This window comes from Shimia sp. (assembly GCF_049116215.1).
Classification (GTDB): domain Bacteria; phylum Pseudomonadota; class Alphaproteobacteria; order Rhodobacterales; family Rhodobacteraceae; genus Shimia.
The window spans coordinates 955,172-977,263 of the sequence record NZ_JAGDZB010000003.1 but is presented as its reverse complement, the minus strand read 5'-3'; the positions used below and the strand labels follow the sequence as shown (position 1 = coordinate 977,263).

At 57.3% G+C, this 22,092-nt stretch carries 23 protein-coding genes and 1 tRNA gene; 13 read left to right on the top strand and 11 right to left on the bottom strand.

Annotated features, from left to right (window positions below):
- Positions 1-188 precede the first annotated feature (188 nt).
- The 5 genes from JXR15_RS13440 to JXR15_RS13420 form a co-directional block, all read right to left on the bottom strand.
- Positions 189-944 (bottom strand): ABC transporter ATP-binding protein, encoded by a 756-nt coding sequence (locus tag JXR15_RS13440; RefSeq protein WP_299428812.1) that lies wholly within the window; start codon positions 942-944, stop codon positions 189-191.
- 14 nt (positions 945-958) lie between these two features.
- Entirely contained in the window at positions 959-1,717 is a 759-nt protein-coding gene (locus JXR15_RS13435) for an ABC transporter ATP-binding protein (protein ID WP_422053704.1), read from the bottom strand.
- 12 nt (positions 1,718-1,729) lie between these two features.
- Positions 1,730-2,923 carry a branched-chain amino acid ABC transporter permease gene (locus JXR15_RS13430; protein ID WP_422053703.1) on the bottom strand — a complete coding sequence of 398 codons (1,194 nt, stop codon included), beginning with the start codon at positions 2,921-2,923 and terminating at the stop codon, positions 1,730-1,732.
- Between the two features lie 3 nt (positions 2,924-2,926).
- Entirely contained in the window at positions 2,927-3,958 is a 1,032-nt protein-coding gene (locus JXR15_RS13425; RefSeq protein ID WP_422053702.1) for a branched-chain amino acid ABC transporter permease, read from the bottom strand.
- A gap of 82 nt (positions 3,959-4,040) precedes the next feature.
- Positions 4,041-5,393 (bottom strand): ABC transporter substrate-binding protein, encoded by a 1,353-nt coding sequence (locus JXR15_RS13420; RefSeq protein WP_422053701.1) that lies wholly within the window; start codon positions 5,391-5,393, stop codon positions 4,041-4,043.
- 215 nt (positions 5,394-5,608) lie between these two features.
- Between JXR15_RS13420 and JXR15_RS13415 the strand changes: the two genes are divergently transcribed.
- From JXR15_RS13415 to JXR15_RS13395, 5 genes are all read left to right on the top strand, one after another.
- Positions 5,609-6,910: a short-chain fatty acyl-CoA regulator family protein gene (locus JXR15_RS13415; protein ID WP_422053700.1), complete on the top strand. Its 1,302-nt coding sequence runs from the start codon at positions 5,609-5,611 to the stop codon at positions 6,908-6,910.
- 81 nt (positions 6,911-6,991) lie between these two features.
- Positions 6,992-7,360: a response regulator transcription factor gene (locus JXR15_RS13410; RefSeq protein ID WP_422053699.1), complete on the top strand. Its 369-nt coding sequence runs from the start codon at positions 6,992-6,994 to the stop codon at positions 7,358-7,360.
- Entirely contained in the window at positions 7,357-7,626 is a 270-nt protein-coding gene (locus tag JXR15_RS13405; protein WP_422053698.1) for a hypothetical protein, read from the top strand. Before JXR15_RS13410 ends, JXR15_RS13405 begins: the two co-directional genes overlap by 4 nt.
- The gene (locus JXR15_RS13400; RefSeq protein ID WP_422053697.1) at positions 7,626-10,316 is read left to right on the top strand and encodes an ATP-binding protein; all 2,691 of its coding nucleotides are present in this window, start codon (positions 7,626-7,628) and stop codon (positions 10,314-10,316) included. Before JXR15_RS13405 ends, JXR15_RS13400 begins: the two co-directional genes overlap by 1 nt.
- A gap of 100 nt (positions 10,317-10,416) precedes the next feature.
- A complete protein-coding gene (locus JXR15_RS13395; protein WP_422053696.1) occupies positions 10,417-11,733 on the top strand; it encodes a FliM/FliN family flagellar motor switch protein in 1,317 nt (438 codons plus the stop codon).
- 80 nt (positions 11,734-11,813) lie between these two features.
- Here JXR15_RS13395 and JXR15_RS13390 read toward each other — a convergent pair whose 3' ends face one another.
- The 4 genes from JXR15_RS13390 to JXR15_RS13375 are packed head-to-tail and all read right to left on the bottom strand — an operon-like array spanning position 11,814 to position 14,018.
- Positions 11,814-12,242, bottom strand: coding sequence for a TIGR01244 family sulfur transferase (locus JXR15_RS13390; protein ID WP_422053695.1), 429 nt, complete (start codon positions 12,240-12,242; stop codon positions 11,814-11,816).
- Between the two features lie 9 nt (positions 12,243-12,251).
- A complete protein-coding gene (locus JXR15_RS13385) occupies positions 12,252-12,686 on the bottom strand; it encodes a DUF6691 family protein (RefSeq protein ID WP_422053694.1) in 435 nt (144 codons plus the stop codon).
- Entirely contained in the window at positions 12,686-13,111 is a 426-nt protein-coding gene (locus tag JXR15_RS13380; RefSeq protein ID WP_422053726.1) for a YeeE/YedE family protein, read from the bottom strand. Before JXR15_RS13380 ends, JXR15_RS13385 begins: the two co-directional genes overlap by 1 nt.
- A 43-nt stretch (positions 13,112-13,154) precedes the next feature.
- Positions 13,155-14,018, bottom strand: a complete 864-nt coding sequence (locus tag JXR15_RS13375) for an MBL fold metallo-hydrolase (protein WP_422053693.1) — start codon at positions 14,016-14,018, stop codon at positions 13,155-13,157.
- A 208-nt stretch (positions 14,019-14,226) separates the two neighbouring features.
- Between JXR15_RS13375 and JXR15_RS13370 the strand changes: the two genes are divergently transcribed.
- The 3 genes from JXR15_RS13370 to JXR15_RS13360 all read left to right on the top strand — a co-directional run bounded on the left by JXR15_RS13370 (position 14,227) and on the right by JXR15_RS13360 (position 17,010).
- A complete protein-coding gene (locus JXR15_RS13370) occupies positions 14,227-14,547 on the top strand; it encodes a TraR/DksA family transcriptional regulator (RefSeq protein WP_422053692.1) in 321 nt (106 codons plus the stop codon).
- A gap of 49 nt (positions 14,548-14,596) precedes the next feature.
- Entirely contained in the window at positions 14,597-14,812 is a 216-nt protein-coding gene (locus JXR15_RS13365; protein WP_422053691.1) for a hypothetical protein, read from the top strand.
- A 128-nt stretch (positions 14,813-14,940) separates the two neighbouring features.
- Positions 14,941-17,010, top strand: a complete 2,070-nt coding sequence (locus JXR15_RS13360; protein WP_422053690.1) for an enoyl-CoA hydratase-related protein — start codon at positions 14,941-14,943, stop codon at positions 17,008-17,010.
- Positions 17,011-17,013: 3 nt separating this feature from the next.
- Here JXR15_RS13360 and JXR15_RS13355 read toward each other — a convergent pair whose 3' ends face one another.
- Positions 17,014-17,229 carry a hypothetical protein gene (locus JXR15_RS13355; protein ID WP_422053689.1) on the bottom strand — a complete coding sequence of 72 codons (216 nt, stop codon included), beginning with the start codon at positions 17,227-17,229 and terminating at the stop codon, positions 17,014-17,016.
- A gap of 223 nt (positions 17,230-17,452) precedes the next feature.
- Between JXR15_RS13355 and JXR15_RS13350 the strand changes: the two genes are divergently transcribed.
- Entirely contained in the window at positions 17,453-17,716 is a 264-nt protein-coding gene (locus tag JXR15_RS13350) for a DUF2312 domain-containing protein (protein WP_299428765.1), read from the top strand.
- 162 nt (positions 17,717-17,878) lie between these two features.
- Positions 17,879-18,670, top strand: coding sequence for a hypothetical protein (locus tag JXR15_RS13345; RefSeq protein WP_422053688.1), 792 nt, complete (start codon positions 17,879-17,881; stop codon positions 18,668-18,670).
- 11 nt (positions 18,671-18,681) lie between these two features.
- Here the strand turns inward: JXR15_RS13345 and JXR15_RS13340 are convergent, their stop codons facing one another.
- Positions 18,682-19,557: a hypothetical protein gene (locus JXR15_RS13340; RefSeq protein ID WP_422053687.1), complete on the bottom strand. Its 876-nt coding sequence runs from the start codon at positions 19,555-19,557 to the stop codon at positions 18,682-18,684.
- A 154-nt stretch (positions 19,558-19,711) separates the two neighbouring features.
- On the opposite strand from JXR15_RS13340, the gene JXR15_RS13335 reads away from it, so the two are divergent.
- From JXR15_RS13335 to JXR15_RS13325, 3 genes are all read left to right on the top strand, one after another.
- Positions 19,712-21,337: an ABC transporter permease gene (locus JXR15_RS13335; protein ID WP_422053686.1), complete on the top strand. Its 1,626-nt coding sequence runs from the start codon at positions 19,712-19,714 to the stop codon at positions 21,335-21,337.
- 47 nt (positions 21,338-21,384) lie between these two features.
- Positions 21,385-21,460: transfer RNA gene (locus JXR15_RS13330), tRNA-Thr, on the top strand.
- A 209-nt stretch (positions 21,461-21,669) separates the two neighbouring features.
- Entirely contained in the window at positions 21,670-22,020 is a 351-nt protein-coding gene (locus tag JXR15_RS13325) for a hypothetical protein (protein ID WP_422053685.1), read from the top strand.
- Positions 22,021-22,092: the final 72 nt, after the last annotated feature.

The window sequence follows — 22,092 nt, the reverse complement described above, 5'->3', positions numbered from 1 at the left end:
ACATCGATGCAGCGTACATCTCTTGATACTTATCCGCCGTGATGATGGCGTTTTCGGTGAGTTCTTTGGAGGGGGGAAATGTGGAGTCAGACATGTTTGGACCTCGAATGGTAATTCTTTGGGGGCGAGGTTAGGGGGCTGCGCCGCGAGGTCAACTCGACTTTTGGCGCAACCCCAAATTGTTGGCGTTAGATTGCCAGATATTCGGCGCGCAGCTCTTCGTTTTCGAGCACTTCATTGGCGGAGCCGTCAAAGACCACCGAACCGGTGTCCAGGATCACGGCGCGATCCGCCAGTTCCAGCGCGCGCACGGCGTTCTGTTCCACGATCACGGTGGTGATGCCCTGCTCTTTGATGATGCGCAGCGTCTTTTCGATCTCGTCGACGATCACTGGCGCGAGGCCCTCATATGGCTCGTCCAGCAGCAGCACTTTGATGTCACGGCTGAGCGCGCGGGCGATGGCGAGCATTTGCTGTTCACCACCGGAGAGCGTCACGCCCTCCTGCTTGCGGCGTTCACCAAGACGCGGGAAGAGTTCATAAAGGCGTTCAATTGACCAACCGATGGGCGGGGCAATTTGGGCCAGCTGAATGTTCTCTTCCACGGTCAGGCCGGGAATGATCGAGCGATCTTCGGGCACAAGACCGATTCCAGCCTGCGCGGCTTCATAGCTTTTCATCAGGTGCAGCGGCTTGTGGTCGAGCCAGATTTCGCCGTGGGTCACCTGTGGGTCGTCCATGCGGGCGATGGAGCGCAGGGTGGAGGTTTTGCCTGCCCCGTTGCGGCCCAAGAGCGCGAGGATTTCGCCTTCGTGCACGTTGAAGCTGATGTTTTGAACGATGTAGCTCTCGCCGTAGTAGCTCTCCATGTTCCAGATGGAGAGGTAGGCGGGGGCGGTTTCAGCCAGGTTGTGGCCTTTGGAAAAGTCGGGTTTGACGTTCATCTGTCCTGTTCCCCTTATGCAGCGGTCTCGCCGAGGTACGCTTCGCGCACTTTCGGGTGACCTTTGATGTTTTCAGGATCGTCTTCGACCAGCGGCGTGCCCTGTGCCAGCACGGTGATGCGCTGTGCCAGAGAGAACACCACATGCATGTCGTGTTCGATGATGGCGATGGTGATGTCGCGCTCGTCACTGATCTGCTTGAGAAGATCGATGGTGTTGTTGGTGTCTGCCCGCGCCATGCCGGCGGTGGGCTCATCGAGCAGTAGGAGGCGAGGCTCCTGTGCCAGACACATGCCAATTTCCAGACGACGTTTGTCACCGCGCGACATGGAGGCCGCATTCATGTGATGCTTGTCGGCCATGTTCATGTCCTCAAGCATCGCTTCAGCTTTCTCCACGATGTCCTTTTCGCGCATCATGTCCTCTACGGCGCGCATCCGGAACGCCCCGTCCCGTTTGGCAAAACAGGGGATCATCATGTTTTCCATCACGGTCAGATCACCAAAGATTTCGGGTGTCTGGAACACGCGGGAAATGCCCATCTGGTTGATCTCGTGTGGTGTGCGGCCCAGCACCGACTGGCCGTCAAACATGACAGAGCCGGTGTCCGGGATAAGCTTGCCCACGAGGCAGTTCAGCAGGGTGGATTTCCCGGCTCCGTTGGGGCCGATGATCGCGTGTACGGTGTTTTCCTTGACGGAGAGGTTCACGTCACCGAGGGCCTGAAGACCACCGAACCGCTTACCTACGTCTTTGACTTCGAGAATTCCCATCTTTCCGTCTCCTTATTCTGCGGGTTCAGTGGTGCCGCCAGTATCTTTGGCTTTGCGGCGGTTTTTGATCCATTTGGCGACGCGTTGACCACCTTCGACCAGGCCACCTGGCAGGAAGATCACCACCAGCATGAACAGGATACCAAGGGTCAGGTGCCAGCCTTTGCCGATGAACGGGTAGACCAGGAAGACGATAAAATCTTCGAGACCATCCGGCATAAAGGCGAACCATTCGTGCAGAACGTCTTTGTTGATCTTGGACAGGATGTTTTCCATGTACTTGATCACACCGGCACCAAGTACCGGACCGATCAGCGTGCCAACACCACCCAAGATGGTCATCAGAACAACCTCGCCAGACGCGGTCCAGAACATACGCTCCGGGCCCACCTGTGTGTCCATGGCTACCAGCAGACCACCTGCGAGACCCGCATACATACCGGAGATCACAAAGGCTGCGAGGGTGTGTGGGCGTGGGTTCAGACCGGTGTAAGACATACGAGTCTGGTTGGATTTGATTGCACGCAACATCAGGCCAAATGGGCTGCGGAAGATGCGGATCGACACGTAGAAGGCAATCAGCATCACCACGGCAGCAATGTAGTAACCGACGTTGAACGTGAAGAGCCAGTCGCCGATGCTCAGCTCAAAGCTCTGACGCATGTCCATGCCAAACAGGTTGGCACGGCCGGTTTCGCCTTCTGCCAGATTGGACAGCAGCGGACGGTCAGTGGATTTGATCTGCAGGCCAGTTTCACCACCGGTGATGGGGGTGAGAACCGAATAGGCCAGCGCGTAAGACATCTGCGCAATCGCCAGTGTCAGGATCGAGAAGTAGATGCCCGAGCGGCGCAGACAGATGTAGCCCACTGCCACCGAGAAGATACCGGCAACAATCACGCCCATGAAGATGGCTGGGATCACGTTGAGCGAGACCAGTTTCATCATCCAGATGGCGCCGTAGGAGCCCACACCCAGGAAGGCGGCGTGACCAAAGCTGAGGTAGCCGGTGAGGCCAAACAGCAGATTGAAGCCAATGGCAAAGATGCCGAAGATCACAAAGCGTTGCATCAAGTCGGGGTAGCCCGCGTTGAATTGCGCCATGCCGGAGCTTTCCGGGAAGGGGTTGAGAATGAAGGGCGCCAACATGGTCAGCCCGGTAACGATCAGCATAAGCTGAAGATCTTTTTTGGTGAGACCGAGCATGAGTTAGTCCTCCATGACGCCCTTGCGGCCCATAAGGCCCCGTGGACGGGTCAGCAAAATGATGATGGCGACGAGGTAGATGATGATCTGGTTCAGACCCGGCAGGATCTCCAGAACCTCGCGCATGGAGGCGAAACTTTCCAAAATGCCCAGCAGGAAGCCTGCAAGTACGGCACCTGGCAGCGAGCCCATACCGCCGACAACAACCACAACGAAGCTCAGCACCAGGAAGTCCATGCCCATGTGGTAGTTTGGCGAGTTGATTGGCGTGTACATCACACCGGCCAGGCCGGCGACAGCGGCGGCAAGGCCAAACATGATGGTGAAGCGCTTGTCGATGTTGATGCCCAGCAGCCCAACGGTTTCACGGTCTGCCATACCAGCCCGCACAACCATGCCAAAGGTGGTGTATTGCAGGAAAGCAAACACAGCCCCGATGATGACGGCGGAGAACACAAAGTAGATGATACGCCAGTAGGGGTAGATGATCAGGTTGGGGTCAAACCCAAGCAGTGCGCCAAAATCAAGCGATCCAGCAAAGGCCTGTGGGGCCGGGGTCGGGATCGGGTTGGCACCGTAGAAGTATTTGATCACTTCTTGCAAAACGATCGCCAGACCAAAGGTCACAAGAATCTGGTCGGCGTGTGGTCGGTTGTAGAAGTGTTTGATCAGGCCGCGTTCCATCGCATAACCGACAAACATCATCACCGGGACGGTGAACAGGATCGACAAGGGGACGGCCCAGTCGATGATCGCGTCGCCGGTGGCCTGGCCAAAGAGGTCATAGAGATAAGGCACGTCCACTTTCAGGGGGTTGCCGAGAAAGTCGGTCTGTGTCTCATCAATGACAGTGTGTGAGAGGGTCAAAATGCGGCTGAAGGTCACCGCGCAGAAGGCACCGATCATGAACAAGGCGCCGTGCGCAAAGTTCACAACACCCAAGGTGCCAAAGATCAGGGTGAGGCCAAGTGCGATCAACGCATATGCGGATCCCTTGTCCAACCCGTTCAGAATTTGAAGGATAATTGCTTCCATCGGTCCGTCCCTGTGGTTGTCCGATTTCGCCTATGCTGGCGAAGTGGGGCGGGCATTGCTGCCCGCCCGATTGGGGCGTGAATTACGCGCCGTTGTTGCAGGCACCCAGAACGGCCTCTGCGCCGCCCATCTGTGGGTGATCAGGTGCGTAGGTCACCTGCTCAGCCGGGGTCACTTCAACGATTTCCAGAAGGTCGAACTCGGAGGTTGGGTTCTCTTTACCCTTCACAACCAGCACGTCCTTGAAGCACTGGTGGTCAGCGCCGCGATACAGCGTCTTGCCGTTGCCGAGACCGTCAAACTCAAAGTCTTCCAGCGCTTCTGCAACTGCACATGGGGCAAAGGAGCCCGCACGCTGAACAGCATCCGCATACAGCAGGGTCTGCACGTAGGTGGTGTGCGCCGCCTGGGATGGTGGGAAGCCATATTTGGTGCCGAAGGATTTAACGAAGGCTTTGGAGCCCGCGTCCTGCAGCGACCAGTGCCAGTTGGTGGAGCCAAAGATGCCCTTCACGTTGGCACCCGCACCCTTCGCCATCAGTCGGGAGTAGAGTGGAACAACGATCTGGAAGTCTTTGCCGTTCACCTGCTTGTCGCGCAGACCAAACTGAACCGCGTTGGTCAGCGAGTTCACCATGTTGCCGCCGTAGTGGTTCAGAACCAGCGTGTCGGCACCGGACTGCAGAACAGGCGCGATGTAGGAGGAGAAGTCGGTCTGTGTCAGCGGTGTTTTCACAGCTGCAACAGTTTCCCAACCCATGGCTTCAGTGGAGGCACGTACCGCTTCTTCGGTGGTGTAACCCCAGTTGTAGTCGGCGGTCAGGTGATAGGCTTTACGGTCTTTGCCGTAAGCGTTTGCCAGAACCGGCGCCAGTGCGGCACCCGACATGTAGGAGTTGAAGAAGTGACGGAAGCCGTTGGCTTTCTTGTCTTTACCGGTGGTGTCGTTGGAGTGGGTCAGACCCGCCATAAAGATGACGCCGGCTTCTTGGCAGAGCGCCTGTACGGCCACAGCCACACCAGAGGACGAGCCGCCGGTGATCATGATGGCGCCGTCTTTTTCGATCATGGACTTAGCGGATGCGCGCGCGGCGTCAGACTTGGTCTGCGTGTCGCCGGTGACGTATTCCACTTTTTTGCCCAGGATGCCGGTGCCGTCCAGCTCTTTGGAGCTGAAGGTGTTCAGCATGCCGCCGTCGCCGCCACCGTTCAGGTGCTCAACAGCCAGCTGGTAAGCGCGCAGTTCGTCGGCACCCTCGTCCGCGTAGGGACCGGTCTGTGGCACGTTGAAGCCCAGAGTAACTGTGCCGCCGGTTGGTTCGTTGGTGAACGCGTGTGCGGACTGAGCCGTAAAGATCGTTGGCAGAGCCAAACCAGCGCCGGCTACAGCACTGGTTTTGAGCAAACCACGACGTGTGAAGTTGCTTTTGGACATATAATCCTCCCGTTGTGTCATTTGTGGTTTGGGCTCCTCTTCCCGCACCACAGGCACTATTTGTGCAAAACTATTATCGCGGTCGGTCCGAAAATTTCGCAACAACTGCTTTCAAAGACACAATTTTTTTGTAAAGTAATTCGCATTGCTCTGCAGCATGATGTAAAGAAATTATTTTGCAGCGCAGCAAAATGTTGAAACTGGGGGAAAAGCCAATGGTCCAGCAAACCCTTGCAGGCAGTCGCATCAGAGAGCGCCGGGTGATGGCGGGCTTACGCCAAGCCGAACTTGCCCGGCAGGTCGGGATCTCCGGCAGCTACCTCAATTTGATCGAGCACAACCGGCGCAGAATCGGTGGCAAACTGCTGAACGACATTGCGCAGGCGCTGGATGTTGAACCCTCTTTGCTAAGCGAAGGTGCCGAAGCGGCGCTGTTGTCGGCGTTGCGTGTGGCCGCCGCCGAGGTCGAAACGGTGGCCGTTGAGCTCGAAAGGGGCGACGAATTTGCCGGGCGGTTTCCGGGGTGGGCGGCGTTGATTTCGGAACAACACAAACGCCTGCGCAGCCTGGAGCACACCGCGGCGACGTTGACTGACAGGCTGACCCATGACCCGCATCTTGCAACTTCTGTGCACGAGATGCTGACCATGGTGACGGCAATTCGGTCCACGGCCGGGATTTTGGCCGACACAAAGGAAATTGAGCCGGAGTGGCGCAACCGCTTTCACCGCAACCTGAATGAGGACAGTCAGCGGTTGGCTGAAGGGGCGGAACAACTGGTGGCTTATCTGGATGACGCGGGGGACGCCTCCGCCGGGTTGACCCTGCCGCTGGAAGAGGTCGAGGCGATGCTTGCGGCCCATAAGTTCCGGTTTGATAGTCTTGTGAACGCCACGCCGGACGCGCTGTCTGAGTTTGTAGGCAATCAGCCGCAGCTGACTTCGGATGCAGCACGCGATATGGCGATGACCGTGGTGCGGCAATTGCGGGCGGATGCGCGGCTGCTTTCACTGGATATGCTGGAGCGGCAGGTAAGCAATGGTGTTGTGGAGCCAGCGCGGATTGCCTCGGACTACGGCGTGCCGCTGAGCACGGTGCTGCGCCGGTTGGCAGCGGTGTCTGATGATATGCTGCCGATGCCGCTTGGGCTGGTGATGTGTGACGCCTCGGGCACTTTGATGTTGCGCAAGCCCGTGGAAGGCTTTGCAATTCCACGGTTTTCCGGGGCTTGCCCAAAGTGGCCGTTGTTTCAGGCCCTATCGCGTCCCATGCAGGCTTTGCGCCAGACGGTGACGATGACGGGACGTGAGGCCAAGCGGTTTGATTGCTATGCCGTTTCCGAGCCGATTGGCACTATTCAGGTCAATGTTGCGCCGCTGTATCACAGCTACATGTTGATTGTGCCGCTGGAAGAAGCCGGCGAAACCGAGGCCGAGGTGGGGTCGTCCTGTCGGGTGTGTCCGTTGGCGCAATGTGAGGGCCGTCGGGAGCCGTCTTTGTTGGCGGATGTCGGGTAACGTGGGAAAATCTCTTTTCTTTTTGCGGGCGGTCGCTAAGAATGGCACACCGCTTGTGGACTTTCGGGGAGGGGAGGCTGCATGGGCAAAAACGTGCTAGTCATCGAAGATGAGCCCAATATTATCGAAGCGATCAGCTTCATCTTGTCTCGTGACGGCTGGTCCGTTGCGACCCATTCCAATGGTCATGATGCTGTTGGTGTGGTGCAAGATGCGATGCCCGATTTGGTTATTCTGGACGTGATGCTGCCGGGCAAAACCGGTTACGACATTCTACGTGAGCTGCGCAGCGAAGATGCCACGCAAAGCCTGCCGGTGCTGATGTTGACCGCCAAAGGGCAGATCAAAGACCGTGAAATGGCGGAGCGCGCCGGGGCAAGCCGGTTTATGACCAAGCCGTTTTCCAACGCAGAGGTGCTTGATGCGGTACGAGAGCTGGTGGCTGGGTGAGCGCCAAACACACCATTCCGTTTTTGGAGCGGCAAAGCTATCGCCGCCGGAGATTGATTGACACAATCCGCACCCTGCCGGTGATTGGTGCGGTGCTTTGGGTGGTGCCTTTGTTGTGGCGGCAATCCGAAGCGCCGGACGTGGTGACCACTTCTGACGCGATTATTTACATCTTTATGGTCTGGCTGTTGCTGGTTGTTGGAGGCGGGTGGTTGGCGCGCAGCCTCAAACGCAGTGATGCGGAGGAGACGGAGCGCGAAGGCTGATGGGAACGCTCAATATTCTGGTTGGCGTCTGTCTGATTTACGTCGTGTTTTTGTTCCTGATTGCGTTTGCCGCAGAACGCGCAGCCTTGGAGGGGCGTGGCGGGTGGCTGCGCAGCCCATTGATTTATACGCTGTCGTTGTCGATCTATTGTACGGCCTGGACGTTTTACGGGGCGGTAGGCTACGCGGCACGCTCCGGCCTTGAGTATTTGACCATCTATATCGGTCCGTCGTTGGTGATGATTGGCTGGTGGTGGTTGCTGCGCAAACTGGTGCGGATTGGGCGCAGCCAGCGCATAACCTCGATTGCCGATTTGATCTCGTCGCGCTACGGAAAGTCCAACCTTCTGGCGGTTGGCGTTACCGTTCTGGCGGTGATCGGAACCACGCCCTATATCGCGCTCCAATTGCAATCTGTTACTGTGAGTTTTGATGTTTTTTCAAGTGCTTATGGTGGGGAGTTAACGGAGGCAGCGCAGGGCAGTAACGCGCTTTTGGTGGCTGCCGGGCTGGCCCTGTTCACCATTGTTTTTGGCACGCGGAATCTGGATGTCAACGAGCGTCACCACGGGGTGGTGATGGCGGTTGCGGTGGAAGCGATTGTGAAGCTGTTTGCGTTGTTGGCCGTGGGCATCTTTGTGGTTTGGGGCCTTGGTGGTGGGGTCAGTGAAACCTTGGCGCGGATTGATGCCAGCGAGATCGGCCAATGGCAGATGCGTGGGGATCGCTGGGCCACTCTAATTTTCCTGTCCGGCGCGGCGTTTTTGTGCCTGCCACGCATGTTCCAAGTGATGGTGGTTGAGAACGAAGACGAGGACCATCTGCGCACCGCAAGCTGGGCGTTTCCAGCCTATCTGATGGTGATGAGCCTGTTTGTGGTGCCGATTGCGGTGGTGGGGTTGGATCTGCTGCCGCCTGGCAGCAACCCGGATTTCTTTGTGCTGACGGTACCTTTGGCAACCGGCAATGACGCGCTGGCGATGTTGAGCTTCCTAGGGGGCTTTTCCAGTGCGACATCTATGGTGATTGTGGCCGCGTTGGCACTGTCGACCATGGTGTCCAACCATATTGTGATGCCGATCTGGTTGAGTGTGCAGACCGGCGGTGCGTCTGTATCCGGGGACGTGCGGCATGTGGTGCTGCTGTCTCGTCGCATCTCCATCGCTGCGGTTGTGTTCCTTGGATACCTCTATTTCCGGCTCTCCGGAGGCGGCACGGCGCTGGCTTCGATTGGGTTGATCTCCTTTGCCGGGGTGGCGCAGTTTTTGCCGGTATTGGTGGGTGGGATTTTCTGGCGTGGCGCGACCCGCACCGGGGCTTTTGTCGGTCTGACAGTGGGTTTTGTGATCTGGGCCTATACGTTGTTATTGCCTAGTTTCGGAGCCGGAACGTTGGTGTCCGAGGTCATGTTGGCCGAAGGTCCATTGGGGTTGAGTTGGCTGCGCCCGCAGGCGTTTTTTGGCATCTCCGGCATGGATCCTTTGGTACATGCAGTGTTCTGGTCTATCTTGCTGAACACAATGAGTTTTTTCATTGCGTCCCTGGTTGGATTTCCGTCTCCGCTTGAGCGGCTGCAAGGCGCTCAGTTTGTGAATGTGTTTGAGCACAGCACCACGCCACAAAGCTGGGCTGGGAGCTTGGCGCAGACCGAAGATTTGATGGTCATGGCGCAGCGCATCATTGGCGCGCGGGAGGCGCAGAACCTGTTTGAGCGTGAAGCCAAGCGTCAGGGCATGAGTGGGCTGTTGCCGGAGCCCTCGCCGGACTTTCTGCAGCGTTTGGAGCGGGAATTGGCCGGGTCGGTGGGCGCAGCCACCGCGCATGCGATGATTGGGCAGATAGTCGGTGGCGCGTCGGTGTCGGTGGAAGACCTGATGGCGGTGGCCGATGAAACCGCGCAGATGATGGAGTACTCCAGCAAATTGGAGGCCAAATCCGAAGAGCAGGCGCGCACAGCACGGCAATTGCGACAAGCCAATGAAAAGCTGACGTTGATTTCGGAGCAAAAGGACAGCTTCCTTAGTCAGGTGAGTCATGAGTTGCGCACGCCGATGACTTCGATCCGCGCGTTCTCAGAGATTTTGCGGGACAGTGACCGGCTCAGTGAGGATGAAAAGATCAAATATAGTTCGATCATTCACGACGAGGCGTTGCGGTTGACCCGCCTGCTGGATGATTTGTTGGACTTGAGCGTGTTGGAAAGTGGCCGGGTGAACCTGAACATGCAGAGCGGGAAGCTCAGAGGCATTCTGGATCACGCGATCGCCAGTGCTCTGACCGGGGCTGGCAAAGACAAAATGCGGGTGCTGCGCAACACCTCTGTCGAGGAAATCACGCTCCATACCGATCTTGATCGGCTCAGCCAAGTGTTCATCAACCTTATTGGAAATGCTCAGAAATATTGTGATTCTCCGGCGCCAAGACTGCGCATTGAAGTCGGGCGCAGCAATGGGGCGCTTGTGGTGGACTTTATCGACAATGGCAGCGGTATTCCCAAAACCGAGCAGGCGGTGATTTTTGAAAAATTCTCCCGGACGGGCGAACAGAAAGTCAAAGGTGCCGGGCTGGGATTGGCGATTTGCCGAGAGATCATGACACGTTTGGATGGCGCGGTAGAATACCTGCCGGGGCAGGGTGGTGCGGCGTTTCGCGTGACCTTGCCGGAAGAGGTCGCCTTGGCGGCACAATAGGCACAATTTCACACGGATTTTGACGGTCTCGTAGAGGCCCTGTTAACCTTATTGCGGCACATCTGTCGTGTAAGGAGCCAAAAACAGGGCAGATCCGGATATGAGTGAAACTCAAGCCATTTCAATTCTACGTCGCAAAGCAGCGGATGGGCGGACCGAGCATCAGGCGCGCGCGATGACCCCCAACAAGGCTCTGCGCCTTGGACTCGCGTTGGCGGCGGAAAAGGGTATGGATCTGGCACTGGATGTGACCGACGTACGTCATGTGAAGCTGCCGCACCGGGCCGTTGAGGTGACGCTGGACAATGAGTCGCTGCTGGTTTTGCTCGAAGGGCAGAACGGCGAACCCGGCGCATTGGCTGTGGATATGCAAGTTTTGGCCGGTCTGGTGGAGTTTCAAACGCTTGGACAGGTTATTCCAAAGCCGGTGTCTGAACGTGTGCCCACCAAAGTGGATGCCGCGTTGATCACGCCGTTTTTGGAAGATGCGTTGATGCGATATGTGCGGATGCTGGCTGAAGAAGGCGAGGCGCCGTATTGGCTGCAGCACTACAAATTTGGCGCAATGATGCTTGATACGCGCACGTTGTCGTTGGCGATGACAGCGCAGGATTATCATATGTTTGTGCTCGACGTGAAACTGGAGCGCGGTAAGAAAACTGGCACCATGGCGCTTCTGTTCCCGGATGTGCATGTGCAGGTGAATGAGCCGGAAGGTGAAGCCGAAACCGACGCCGAGAAATTTCAAAACGGTGTTAAAGAGGCAACCACGTTGCTCAATGCCGTCGTGGGCAAGATCAGCCTTCCGATTGCGCAAATTCAGGCCTTGCAGGCGGGTGATACCTTGCCGCTCACCGAAGAGGCGATGCAAAACGCCACTTTGGAGGCCCCAACCGGTGAAGAGATTGCCGAGGTGCGCATTGGGCAGCTAAATGGCATGCGGGCCGTGTGTGTGCCGGGATTGGTCAGTGCCGCTGCGCCCTCCACCGAGCTGGCTGTGTCGGAGATGCCTGACATGGGCATGCCCGATATGGGCGCGCCGGAGATGCCGGCGATGGAGATGCCGTCTATGGACATGCCGGGAATGGATATGCCGAGCATGGACATGCCTGCGATGGGCGGCATGGATGATATTGACGGCGATCTGCCGGGGATGGCGGAAATGCCTGCGCTGGATAGTGGTGGTTTGCCTGATATGGGCGGCGACCTGCCGGATCTTGGTGGCGATTTGCCGGACCTCGGCGGCGGTGGCCTGCCGGACCTTGAGCCGATGGGCGAGATGGGTGTTGGACTGGATGCGGACAACGGTATGGAAGATTTCTCCGGTTTGGACGATCTGGATGATCTGATCCAACTCGGCAATGACGATATTGGCGATCCGGCGGCGCTGGCTGATCTGGATTTGACAGGCACGTAAGACTTTCGAGCAGTCTTAACGAGCAGACACCAAAAAGCCCCGCCGGAAGAGCGGGGCTTTTTGTTTGTCTGGTCAGGTTCTTAGCCCTGCGACTTGAGCGCTTCCAGGTGTGGCACAAGGCCGGAGACATCATAGCCCCCATTGGCCGCGGCGTTCACAATGTCAGCCACCTCCATCACTTTGGCCTGAGACAGCGCCCAGCAGATGGTGGAGCGGGTGCCAGAGCGGCAGTAGGCCAAAACCTTGGTGTCACACTCCGCCGCGCTGTCGCGTTGCAGCGCCTGGCGGTCCGGTGTCATGGTGTCCATGGTCAGCGGGTTGATCACATACCGCAGGCCAGCGGCTTCGGCGGCGGCGCGCATGGTCTCGGAATGCTGGTCCGGGCCAACTTCATTGTCGGGGCGGTTGTTGATAACAAGCCCAAAGCCGGCCTCGGCCAATGCGGCAAAATCTGCAGCCTCAATCTGAGGCGCGGCGAAAAAGCGGTCGGTGATCTGACGAATATCCATGGCGATTGCTTACTCGGCGGGAACGGCGCTGTCCAGTCGCGCGCGTGCCATAGGGGCAATCGCCATGCCAGCGATCATCGCTGCGAAGAACAGCCAATGCGGCCAGCCGCCATAGCTGAGCGAGGCCACTGCGGGACCTGGGCAGAGCCCGGCAAGCCCCCAACCGACGCCAAACAGAACCGAACCGAGCACAAGGTTACGGCCCAATTTGGGCTCAGGTGGTTTGGGAAATTCGCCGCCAACCACCGGCTTGCGGCCGTTGGTGAACAGCCAGGCGATGGCCATTGGGATGATCGCGCCGCCCATGACAAAAGCCAGCGTTGGGTCCCAGTTGCCAAAGACGTCCAGCCAACCTTGCACTTTGGAGGTGTCGGTCATGCCGGAAATGAACAGGCCTGCGCCAAACAGGCCACCTGCGAGCAGGGCAAGAAGAATGCGAGGCATCAGATCACTCCCAGAATGTGGCGAAACAGGACGACGGTCAGGCCGCCGGCCATGATGTAGAACACGGTGGCGACCATGCCGCGTAAGGACAGGCGGGAAATGCCACAGACGCCGTGGCCAGAGGTGCAGCCATTGGCGAGGCGGGTGCCGACACCTACGCAAAGCCCCGCAGCGATCAACACGGCGACGTTGGTGGTGGCGTGTGTGTTCAGGTCAGTGAACAGCGGGTAAAGCAGCACCGGTACCAGAAAGACACCGGCGAGGAAGGCCAGGCGCTCTGCCAAATTGCTTTTGCCGGAGCCATCTACAAGACCGCCGATGATGCCGCTGGCGCCCATGACACGGCCATTGCCCAGCAGGAAAACGGCGCCGCCGAGGCCAATAAGGAGGCCGCCGCCCAGCCCGAAGAGCCAGTCGGTAGGTATTGAGTTCAACATGATTTTTCCTTTGATGTTCGCGCTTTAAGGATCAAAGTTTATTTACGGGAACCTTGAGGAAGACATCGCCTTCTTCATCTGGTTCCGGCATTTGCCCGGCGCGCATGTTCACTTGTAGCGACGGGATGATCAGTTTGGGCATGGCCAATGTTGCATCGCGGCTGTCGCGCATTTGCACAAAGCTCTCTTGATCTGCACCGTCGCCGATATGCACATTGTTGGCTTTTTGCTCACCGACCGTCGTTTCCCAGGCGTATTCATCACGGCCCGGGGCTTTGTAGTCGTGGCCGACAAAAATGCGAGTCTCGTCCGGTAGAGCGAGGATTTTCTGGATCGACTGATAGAGCGTCTCGGAAGAGCCGCCGGGGAAGTCGCAGCGCGCGGTGCCAAAATCTGGCATGAACAGGGTGTCGCCAACAAAGGCGGCGTCGCCAATCACATAGGTCATGCACGCAGGCGTGTGGCCGGGGGTGTGCAGCACGTCGCCGCGCAGCTGACCAATCATGAAGCTGTCGCCTTCTTCAAACAGCTTGTCGAATTGGCTGCCATCCCGTTGGAATTCGGTGCCTTCGTTGAAGACCTTGCCAAAGGTGTCCTGTACCAGCGTGATGTTTTTGCCGATGCCAATTTTGCCGCCGACCTTTTCCTGCAGGTAAGGCGCCGCGGAGAGGTGGTCGGCGTGCACGTGGCTTTCCAGGATCCACTCCACCTTCAGATCGTGTTTTTGCACATGGGCAATGATGTCGTCGGCGGATTTGGTATCGGTGCGGCCGGAGCTGTAATCAAAGTCCAGAACGCTATCAATGATAGCACAGGACGCCCCTTCGGGATCTTTCACAACAAAAGAGATCGTGTTCGTCGCTTTGTCAAAAAAGGCTGTTACGTCGGGTGTCATGGCGATTCCTTTATTTGCAGGAAACATATATGAAAGATCGCATATGTATCAAGGTGTGGTGTTCAAAACTGGTGAAGACAAATGCAGAGCGGCGCATTTTTGGGCGGCTATTGATGTGAATCAAGGCGCATTTATGGGGGCGCTGTCAAGTTACGTGCGGGTTTTCAAACCGCACGGATGTGCGGCTGCCCTGGCGACGGAGGCACCAATGACAGATCACAGCACATACAAAGCGGCATTGCTTAAGCGTTTGTCAGAGCTGGACAAACGCCTACATGCCATTGAGGAAGAACTCGACGTGCCGCACTCCAAAGATTGGGAAGATGCGGCTGTGGAGCATGAAGGTGATGAGGTGCTGGAAGGGCTTGGCACCAGCGGGCAGGAGGAAATCCGCCGGATTCAAGCCGCCTTGGTGCGGTTGCGTGAAGGCGCGTATGGTTTCTGCGTAAAATGCGGGGAAGAAATCGCCACGGCCCGCCTTGATGTGGTGCCGGACGCGCCGCTGTGCAGCGCGTGTGCGGCCGGATAAGGGCCGCCGCCGCGTTGAATTGTAAGTCTTACGTTTGGGAGGACGTTGAATGAATGTCGAAACTCTGCTGAGCCGTGCGGAAGCGCTGGAAGCGAAAATCCAGAAAGCGGACGATATGGACCGTTATGAGCTGCATCAGCAGTTGCATCGGACTTTGGTCAATATTGAACAGAACGGCGGGCGCGTACCCACCCGGTTGCGCCGGTTGGATTTGGAGCTGTTGGATCAGGAGATCGAGGACAGTTTCGACAATATGCCTGTTTGATCCCCGGGTAGTGTGACACATGTGCCGACCTGCGTGCGTCCTGTGGATAACTGGGCTTGCACGGGAGGCATGTGCGGCTAAACTCTGAAAACACAAGGGCTTGCGCCACAGTTTGTCAGGGATGAGGCATGTCTCAATTGCTAGATTACACGGTCGAAGGCGGGGTTGCGATCCTGTCGATGAACCATCCTCCCACAAACGTGCTGACCGCGGAGATGCGGTCGGCTGTTTTTGATGCGCTGCAAGATGCGCTCGCGGACAAGATGGTTGGGGCTATTGTCCTGCTGGGGGCTGGTGCAGAATTTTCGGCGGGGCGCGACTATTCCGAGTTGGGCAAACCCATTGCGCATCCCAATCTGTCGGAACTCTGCACGGCCATCGAAACTTCTGGCAAGCCGGTTGTCGCCGGGCTTTCTGGGGCCGTCATGGGTGGTGGGTTGGAACTGGCCTGGGCCTGTCATTATCGAGTGGCGCTGAGCAGTGTTCGAGTGGCCATGCCCGAGGTGGCACTTGGCGTGATGCCAGGCGCTGGTGGCACACAGCGGGCGCCGCGTTTGTTGGGTGCAGACACCGCGCTCAATATACTGCTGTCCGGTGTGATGATGCCGATCACCGCTGATGCAGTCTCAGGCATGGTGGATGAGATTGTCGAAGACGAATTGCGCGAAGCCACCATTGTTTTTGCCTTGACCTGCATTGCCAAGTACATGCCGGCGCGTCCGACGTCAGACGCCACTGGCGGGATTGCGGATTTTCAGGCGTTTCAGGCCGGTGTGAACAAATGGGAAAAACGCATCGAGCCTCGGGGGCAGGATGCGGCTCTGGTGATTATTGAGTGTGTGAAAGCAGCGCCGCTATTGCCCTTTGAGGTTGGTGTGGAGTTTGAGCGCGAGCGGTTTGAGGCGCTGGTGTCCTCAGATCAAAGCTGCGCCCTGCGGCATGTCGCGCTGGCGGAACGGCGGGCGACCAGATTGCCGGAGATGCATCAGGCGGAACCACGCCCGGTGAACTCTGTGGGTGTGGTGGTTGGTGCAGACCGTGTTGGCGCGGATTTGGCGCTGGCGGCGTTGCAGCATGGGCTTACGGTGGTGTTGACGGCGCAGGTGCCTGCGGCGTTGGAATTGGCGCAACGACGGATAGACGCGGCGTTGCAGCGCATGGTGACCAGCGGACGGATGGAAGATGTTGCAAGCCGCGAGATGCTGGCGGGGTTGCGGGCTGAGACGGACTTTGTGGCCTTATCCCGTGCAGACCTTGTGATTGAGGCTGTGGGGCAGGGGCGCGAGATTTCCCGGCAGATTGCAGCGCAGTTGGACGGGATTGTCAAAGATGGCGCGGTGATCGCGGTGCATGACGATGCCGCACAGATTGGACCTGTGGCGCAGGCCACGGGCAGTCCGCAGGATGTGGTTGGCTTTTATGTCCCCAACTTGCATCTGCGCACCTCGGGCGCAGAGGTTGCAGTTGGCAAGAGCACGGGCCCTGCGGCGGTGGCGACACTGTTTGCGGCGCTGAGCGCCATCGGGTTTCTGCCGGTGCGCGCCAAGACCTATAGCGGGTTGATTGGCCAGAACGTGATCGGCGCCTGCATCCGCGCGGCAGAAGATTTGCTGCACATTGGCGCCGATCCCTATGAGATTGATCGCGTGATGCACAAATGGGGGATGACGCTGGGACCCTTTCAGGTTGCGGATGCTCTGGGCCTGAACGCGCCGGGGCTGCGGACAGCGCAGGCGGGGATCAGCACTGTGCTGTACCGCATGGGCCGAGAGGGGCGCGGCGCACAACGGGGTTGGTATCAGTATTCACAGGAGCACCCGTTTGGGGCTGCGGATGCGGATACGCTGCGGATTGTGCAAGCTGCGCTTGAGGAAGATCCCAAACCTGTGAGCAACGTGGGGGTGCGTGATGTGGACATCGAGAAAACCTGTTTGGCTGCAATGGCCAATGCAGGTGCGCGATTGTTGCGTATGGGGGTGGCAGCCAAACCGTCAGACATTGATGTGGCGATGATCCACGGCTTTGGCTTTCCCCGCTGGTTGGGTGGTCCAATGCAGGCGGCAGACGATCACGGATTGGTGGACCTGCGCAATCATGTGCGCAAGTTGGCGGAGCAGGGAGATATGTTCTGGAAGCCGGAGTCGCTGTTTGACACGTTGATCAAAAACGGCCGTGGCTTTGGGGCTTTGAATGGCTGAAACTTAGGACAGCGAAATCCCAACCATCACCACCATCAAGCCTATCACGGACAGGAACAATGCCCCCATGTTCAGCGGTACAACTTTTTGAACTGCGACGCGCAGCTCTTCGTCGGACAGATCGGCGCGGCGGGCTTTGGCCACTTTGACGATGGAGAGGATCAGGCCAAGCAGGCCAATCATCGACATGAGGGCGCCAACCCAGATCATCCATTGCATTGCGGACTTCCTCTTTTGCGGGCGCAAACCGTGCAGCGCCTTACCTGAGAGGGGCAGCTACCGGATTGTGGCGCAGCGCGCAAGACAGGTGACGCGCGGCATTTGGCACAGATCACAGGAAATGGCGTTGCGGCCCTTGCAAGGCGATGCGCTTTGCGGTCTATACCTGCTTTAATCTTGGCGCCCGCGCGGCGCGCATAATCGGCACAATAAGAGGTCAGACATGAGCGAAGGCACATCTTCGGACGCGCAATACGGCGTCACCGGTCAGGAACTGAAGCAGTTCATCGAGCGCGTCGAGCGTTTGGAACTTGAGAAAAGCGAAGTGGCTGAGCAGATCAAAGAGGTCTTTGCTGAGATCAAAGGCCGTGGTTTTGATGTGAAGGCGATCCGCACTATAATTCGCGAGCGTAAGCAAGATCCCAACGACATCGCTGAGCAGGAAGCCGTGATTGATATGTATAAATCTGCGCTTGGCATGTCCTAAGTTTCATCACGAAACTGGCTTTCGAGAGGCTCTCCATTGGAGGGCCTTTTTTGTTTTTTGGCAAGCGCTGCATTGACCTACATTTTGGATGAGATACCCTGACTGCGTTGGGCGGTGCATTTTTGTCGGCCGTGTCCCTATTGCGTGTTTTAGGATTTTGTCATGGGCTATTTGAAACGAGCTTGCCGCCTTGCGGTGACACTGCTTTTGGGTCTTGTGCCTTCTTTGGTGGCAGCTGACGATGCCGCTGACGCAAACAATCCGCTAGCAAATGTGCGCGCCTTCAATATTCAAGGGTATTACTTGAATGATTTTAGCGGCTTGCCTAGTGGCACTGATGGGTTCCAAACGGTTTTGCGCTATGCGCAGCCGCTCAAAATTGGGGACACCAATTGGCTCATGCGTGCCTCATTGCCATACAACTCGCTGCCTATTGGGGCGGGCAATGCAACGGTCAGCGGGATTGGCGATGTGGACGTCTTTATGGCCTATCAGTTTGAAACCCGCCCGGGCATCAGTTTCGGCATCGGGCCTCAAGTGGTTGCTCCGACGGCCTCTGATGATCGGCTAGGTACAGATCAATGGCAGCTTGGTCTCGCCAATGTCTATTTCAACGGCACCTCACCCCAGTTCCAATATGGTTACCTGTTGATTTACCGGACTGGTGTTGGCAGTACGCCAGCTGGCCGCACGCGGCCTGAGGTAGGGGCGTTTCAGCCATTTTGGTTCTACCAGCTGGGGAAGGGGTGGTACACCGGTGGCGCGCCGATCTGGACCTATGACTTTGCAACAGACAACTACAACGTGCCTTTTGGGTTGCGGTTGGGCAAAGTTCATCAGTTCGGTGCCACAACGGCCAATTTCTTTGTGGAACCGCAATGGTCCTTGGCCAGTCGTGGAAATGGCCAGCCACAATTTCAGCTCTACGCGGCTGTAAACCTACAATTCCGATAGATGGCTGCGGCTTATGGTGTAAGAACCGTCACGCCAGGGATGCGCTCGATGCGGTAAACGTCCTCGTCATAGGCTTGGGTCATCTGGTCAACCATGGCCATGGTCCATCCCGGCAGGTCGAGTTCCTCTTCGATTTCGTCCTCAATGGCAAACTTGTCGAGAAAGGCGGCATAGATGCGGCGTTTCTGAATTTCGGTTGTGCCGGGGTGGTCCGCCAAGAAGGCCTCGAGCCGGGTCATACCTTCGTCACTCATAATGGTGCGCAGCAGATCCGTGCCGCCTGCAACCATGGTGGCGGGGTCCAGCCCAGCCATGTCGCGCATGATTTCTTCCCAGATGATTGGGGTGTCCTCATTGCACCACACGGTGACCGGCATATGTGGCACAGCCTCCCGGATGCGTACAATCAACTCCGACCAGCGCAAGGCGGTTGGGTCACAATCGTCGGTGACCTGTTCAATTGAATGTGTCGGGGACGCAGCCACAAGCGCGGGCACAAAGGTGGCCGGATTGCGGATCGACATGAAGATTTCCAGATCGTCGCCATAAAACAGCGAAGACACGCCGCGCAGACGCTCGCCTGCGCTTGGGAACAGGCAATTGTCGCGGATTGCCAAACGTGGCACGCCGAAGAAGTTGTCATTGGACAGGATCATGCGGTCAGGCTTGGCCTCACCAATCATGCCGTTCATGATCGCACCTTTGTAATCGGTCGCCATCATGGATGAGGACATTTGACCCAGCGTGTCCCGAATTTGCCGACGATAGGTCGACTGCGGTGGCAGAGCCACGCCATTCTGCGCCAGCAGGGCCTGGTTTTTGGTCAGGCTGCCAAGAAGTTTGCCTTCGTCTGTGAAGTGCGCGCCTGCGTGAAGTACAATCTGCATGTTCTTTTCGTTGTTGGATTGTGCTGGATCAATTATAGCCTCGTTTCTGGACAGTAAAACCAGATTCAGGCAACACAAGGGCGCGATAAAGGAATCCGCTGTGCAATCACATGTGACAACACCGCCCTCCGGACCGTCTTCCCGGCCCAAGACATTGAAAAAACTTCTGTCTTTTGATCCGTGGTCCTTTGGCGCCCTTTTGGTGGCGTCGCTGGTATTGGCGCCGATCCTTGCTGTGGTCTGGATAGCGTTTCACCCGGTGGAGAATATCTGGCCGCATTTGTTGTCGACAACCTTGCCGCGTTACATGCGCAATACGCTGGTGTTGATGGCCTCTGTGGGCTTTTTTGCTGCCTCAATGGGAGCCACTACGGCTTGGTTGGTGACCCGCTATCGTTTTCCTGGCGTGCGATGGATCCAGTGGGCGCTGCTGCTCCCGCTGGCCATTCCGGCCTATGTGGGCGCCTATGCGCTGGTGGATTTCCTGGAATATGCCGGCCCTGTGCAAACCGGCTTGCGGGATCTGTTTGGCTGGAAAACAAGCCGCGACTATTGGTTCCCGGAAATCCGCTCGATGGGGGCGGCGATCCTAGTGCTGTCCGCTGCCATGTTCCCGTATGTCTATATTTTGGCGCGCGCGGCGTTTCGCGAACAATCCGGGGCTGGCGAAGAGGTGGCGCGCTCTTTGGGGGCAGGGCCGTTGGCTCGGTTTTGGCGCGTGGGCCTGCCAATGGCACGCCCCGCCATTGCCGCCGGCACCGCCATTGTGATGATGGAAACCGTGAATGATTTTGGCACGGTGGACTATTTTGCCGTGCAAACCCTGACCACCGGCATTTTCAGTGTCTGGCTGGAGAGCAACAACGCCGGGGGCGCAGCCCAGATTTCCAGCGTGGTGCTGATGTTGGTGATCCTGTTAGTCACCATGGAGAAAATCAGCCGCCGCAAGGTGCAGTTCTTTAGCCTGAGCAACCGCAACCGACCGGCCGAACCGGTGAAACTGACCGGTGTCTGGGCGTGGTGCGCAACAATGGCCTGTCTGATGCCGTTTTTGATTGGCTTTGTGATGCCATTTTCTGTGATAGCGCATAATGCCGCTGGCAGCCTGGACCAGTGGCAGGATCCGGCGTTGCTGACCGCGCTGTGGAACACGTTGCGGGTGTGTGGCATTGCAGCTGTGGTCACCGTGATTGCCGGGGTGTTCATGGTGTACGGCGTGCGCCTGTCTGGCCGGAAACTGCCGCGCCTGTTGCTGCCCATCACCACCATTGGTTACGCGGCGCCAGGCGCGGTTCTGGCGGTGGGGATCCTGATTCCCTTGGCGGTCTTGGATCATAAGTTGGCGGATGTGATCGAGTTGTTCACAGGATCGCCAACCGGGCTTTTGCTGACCGGATCTTCTTTTGCCCTGATTCTCGCCTATTGCGTGCGATTCTTCGCGATTGCCCAAGGCGCGGCTGACGGTGCCATGGGGCGGGTGCCGCCCAGCTTGCCGATGGCAGCCCGGTCCCTGGGGCGCACAAAGGGCCAGGTGTTACGAGAGGTCTATATGCCGCTGGTGCGCGCATCGATTGGGTCTGCTCTGCTTTTGGTGTTTGTGGATTGCGTCAAGGAGCTGCCGGCGACCATGCTCTTGCGCCCATTTAACTTTGATACATTGGCCACAAGGGTGCATGAACAAGCCAGCTTGGAGAACCTGCCAGACGCCAGTCCTGGAGCGATTATGATTGTTTTGGTGGGGCTTGTTGCGGTTGGATTGCTGGCACGTGCAAATCGCTAAAAAAGCCTCTTGCAGGTTCTGAAAGACTGCCTTAAATGAGGCCCAGTGCCCCTATAGCTCAGCTGGTAGAGCAACTGATTTGTAATCAGTAGGTCCGCGGTTCGAGTCCGTGTGGGGGCACCATTTAAATCATTGAAAATGAAGCGAAAATTTTGAAGCCGCGCAGCGTGCGGCGAGCTATTTTCAAACGTTTTTCAAACGTGTGCGTAATTTCAAGCTCATTGATTCTGTTAACGCTTTGGTAACCTCGATTGGTTAACGATTGGGAAACGGTTCAGGCAATTCTGTTTGGAATCAGCATCTTGCCTGCGCCCTACCAAAGTTGATTTGCGATGCACTTGTATTTGTCAGGAACACCGAAGAACGACCGCTTTCAGGTTATCGAAAACCAGATGTGTTCACATCGGTTGTTCTCGCTGTATCGTGCTTATCAGTCAGAGGTGTTTTCGTGGCTTGCGAACCTCAAGGCCGGTATCCGCACCTTCGCTGACTACTGCTCACAGGACAAAAACCGCATCGACTTCTGCGCCTCAACAGACCGTAGAGTCGAACGGATGCTCATTGAGCGAGGAATCAAGGATGAATGGCCCGGCTATCACGCCGCTCTTACAGCGATATGTGAGCGGCATCAGCCGACGGTTCCTAAGCACATCATGCTCGACTCAGGAGCTTTCACTGCGTGAAATGCTGGGGAAACCGTCACACTTGATGAGGTAAGAACAGCTTATTCCCGCTTCTTGCAGGAAGCCGACGGT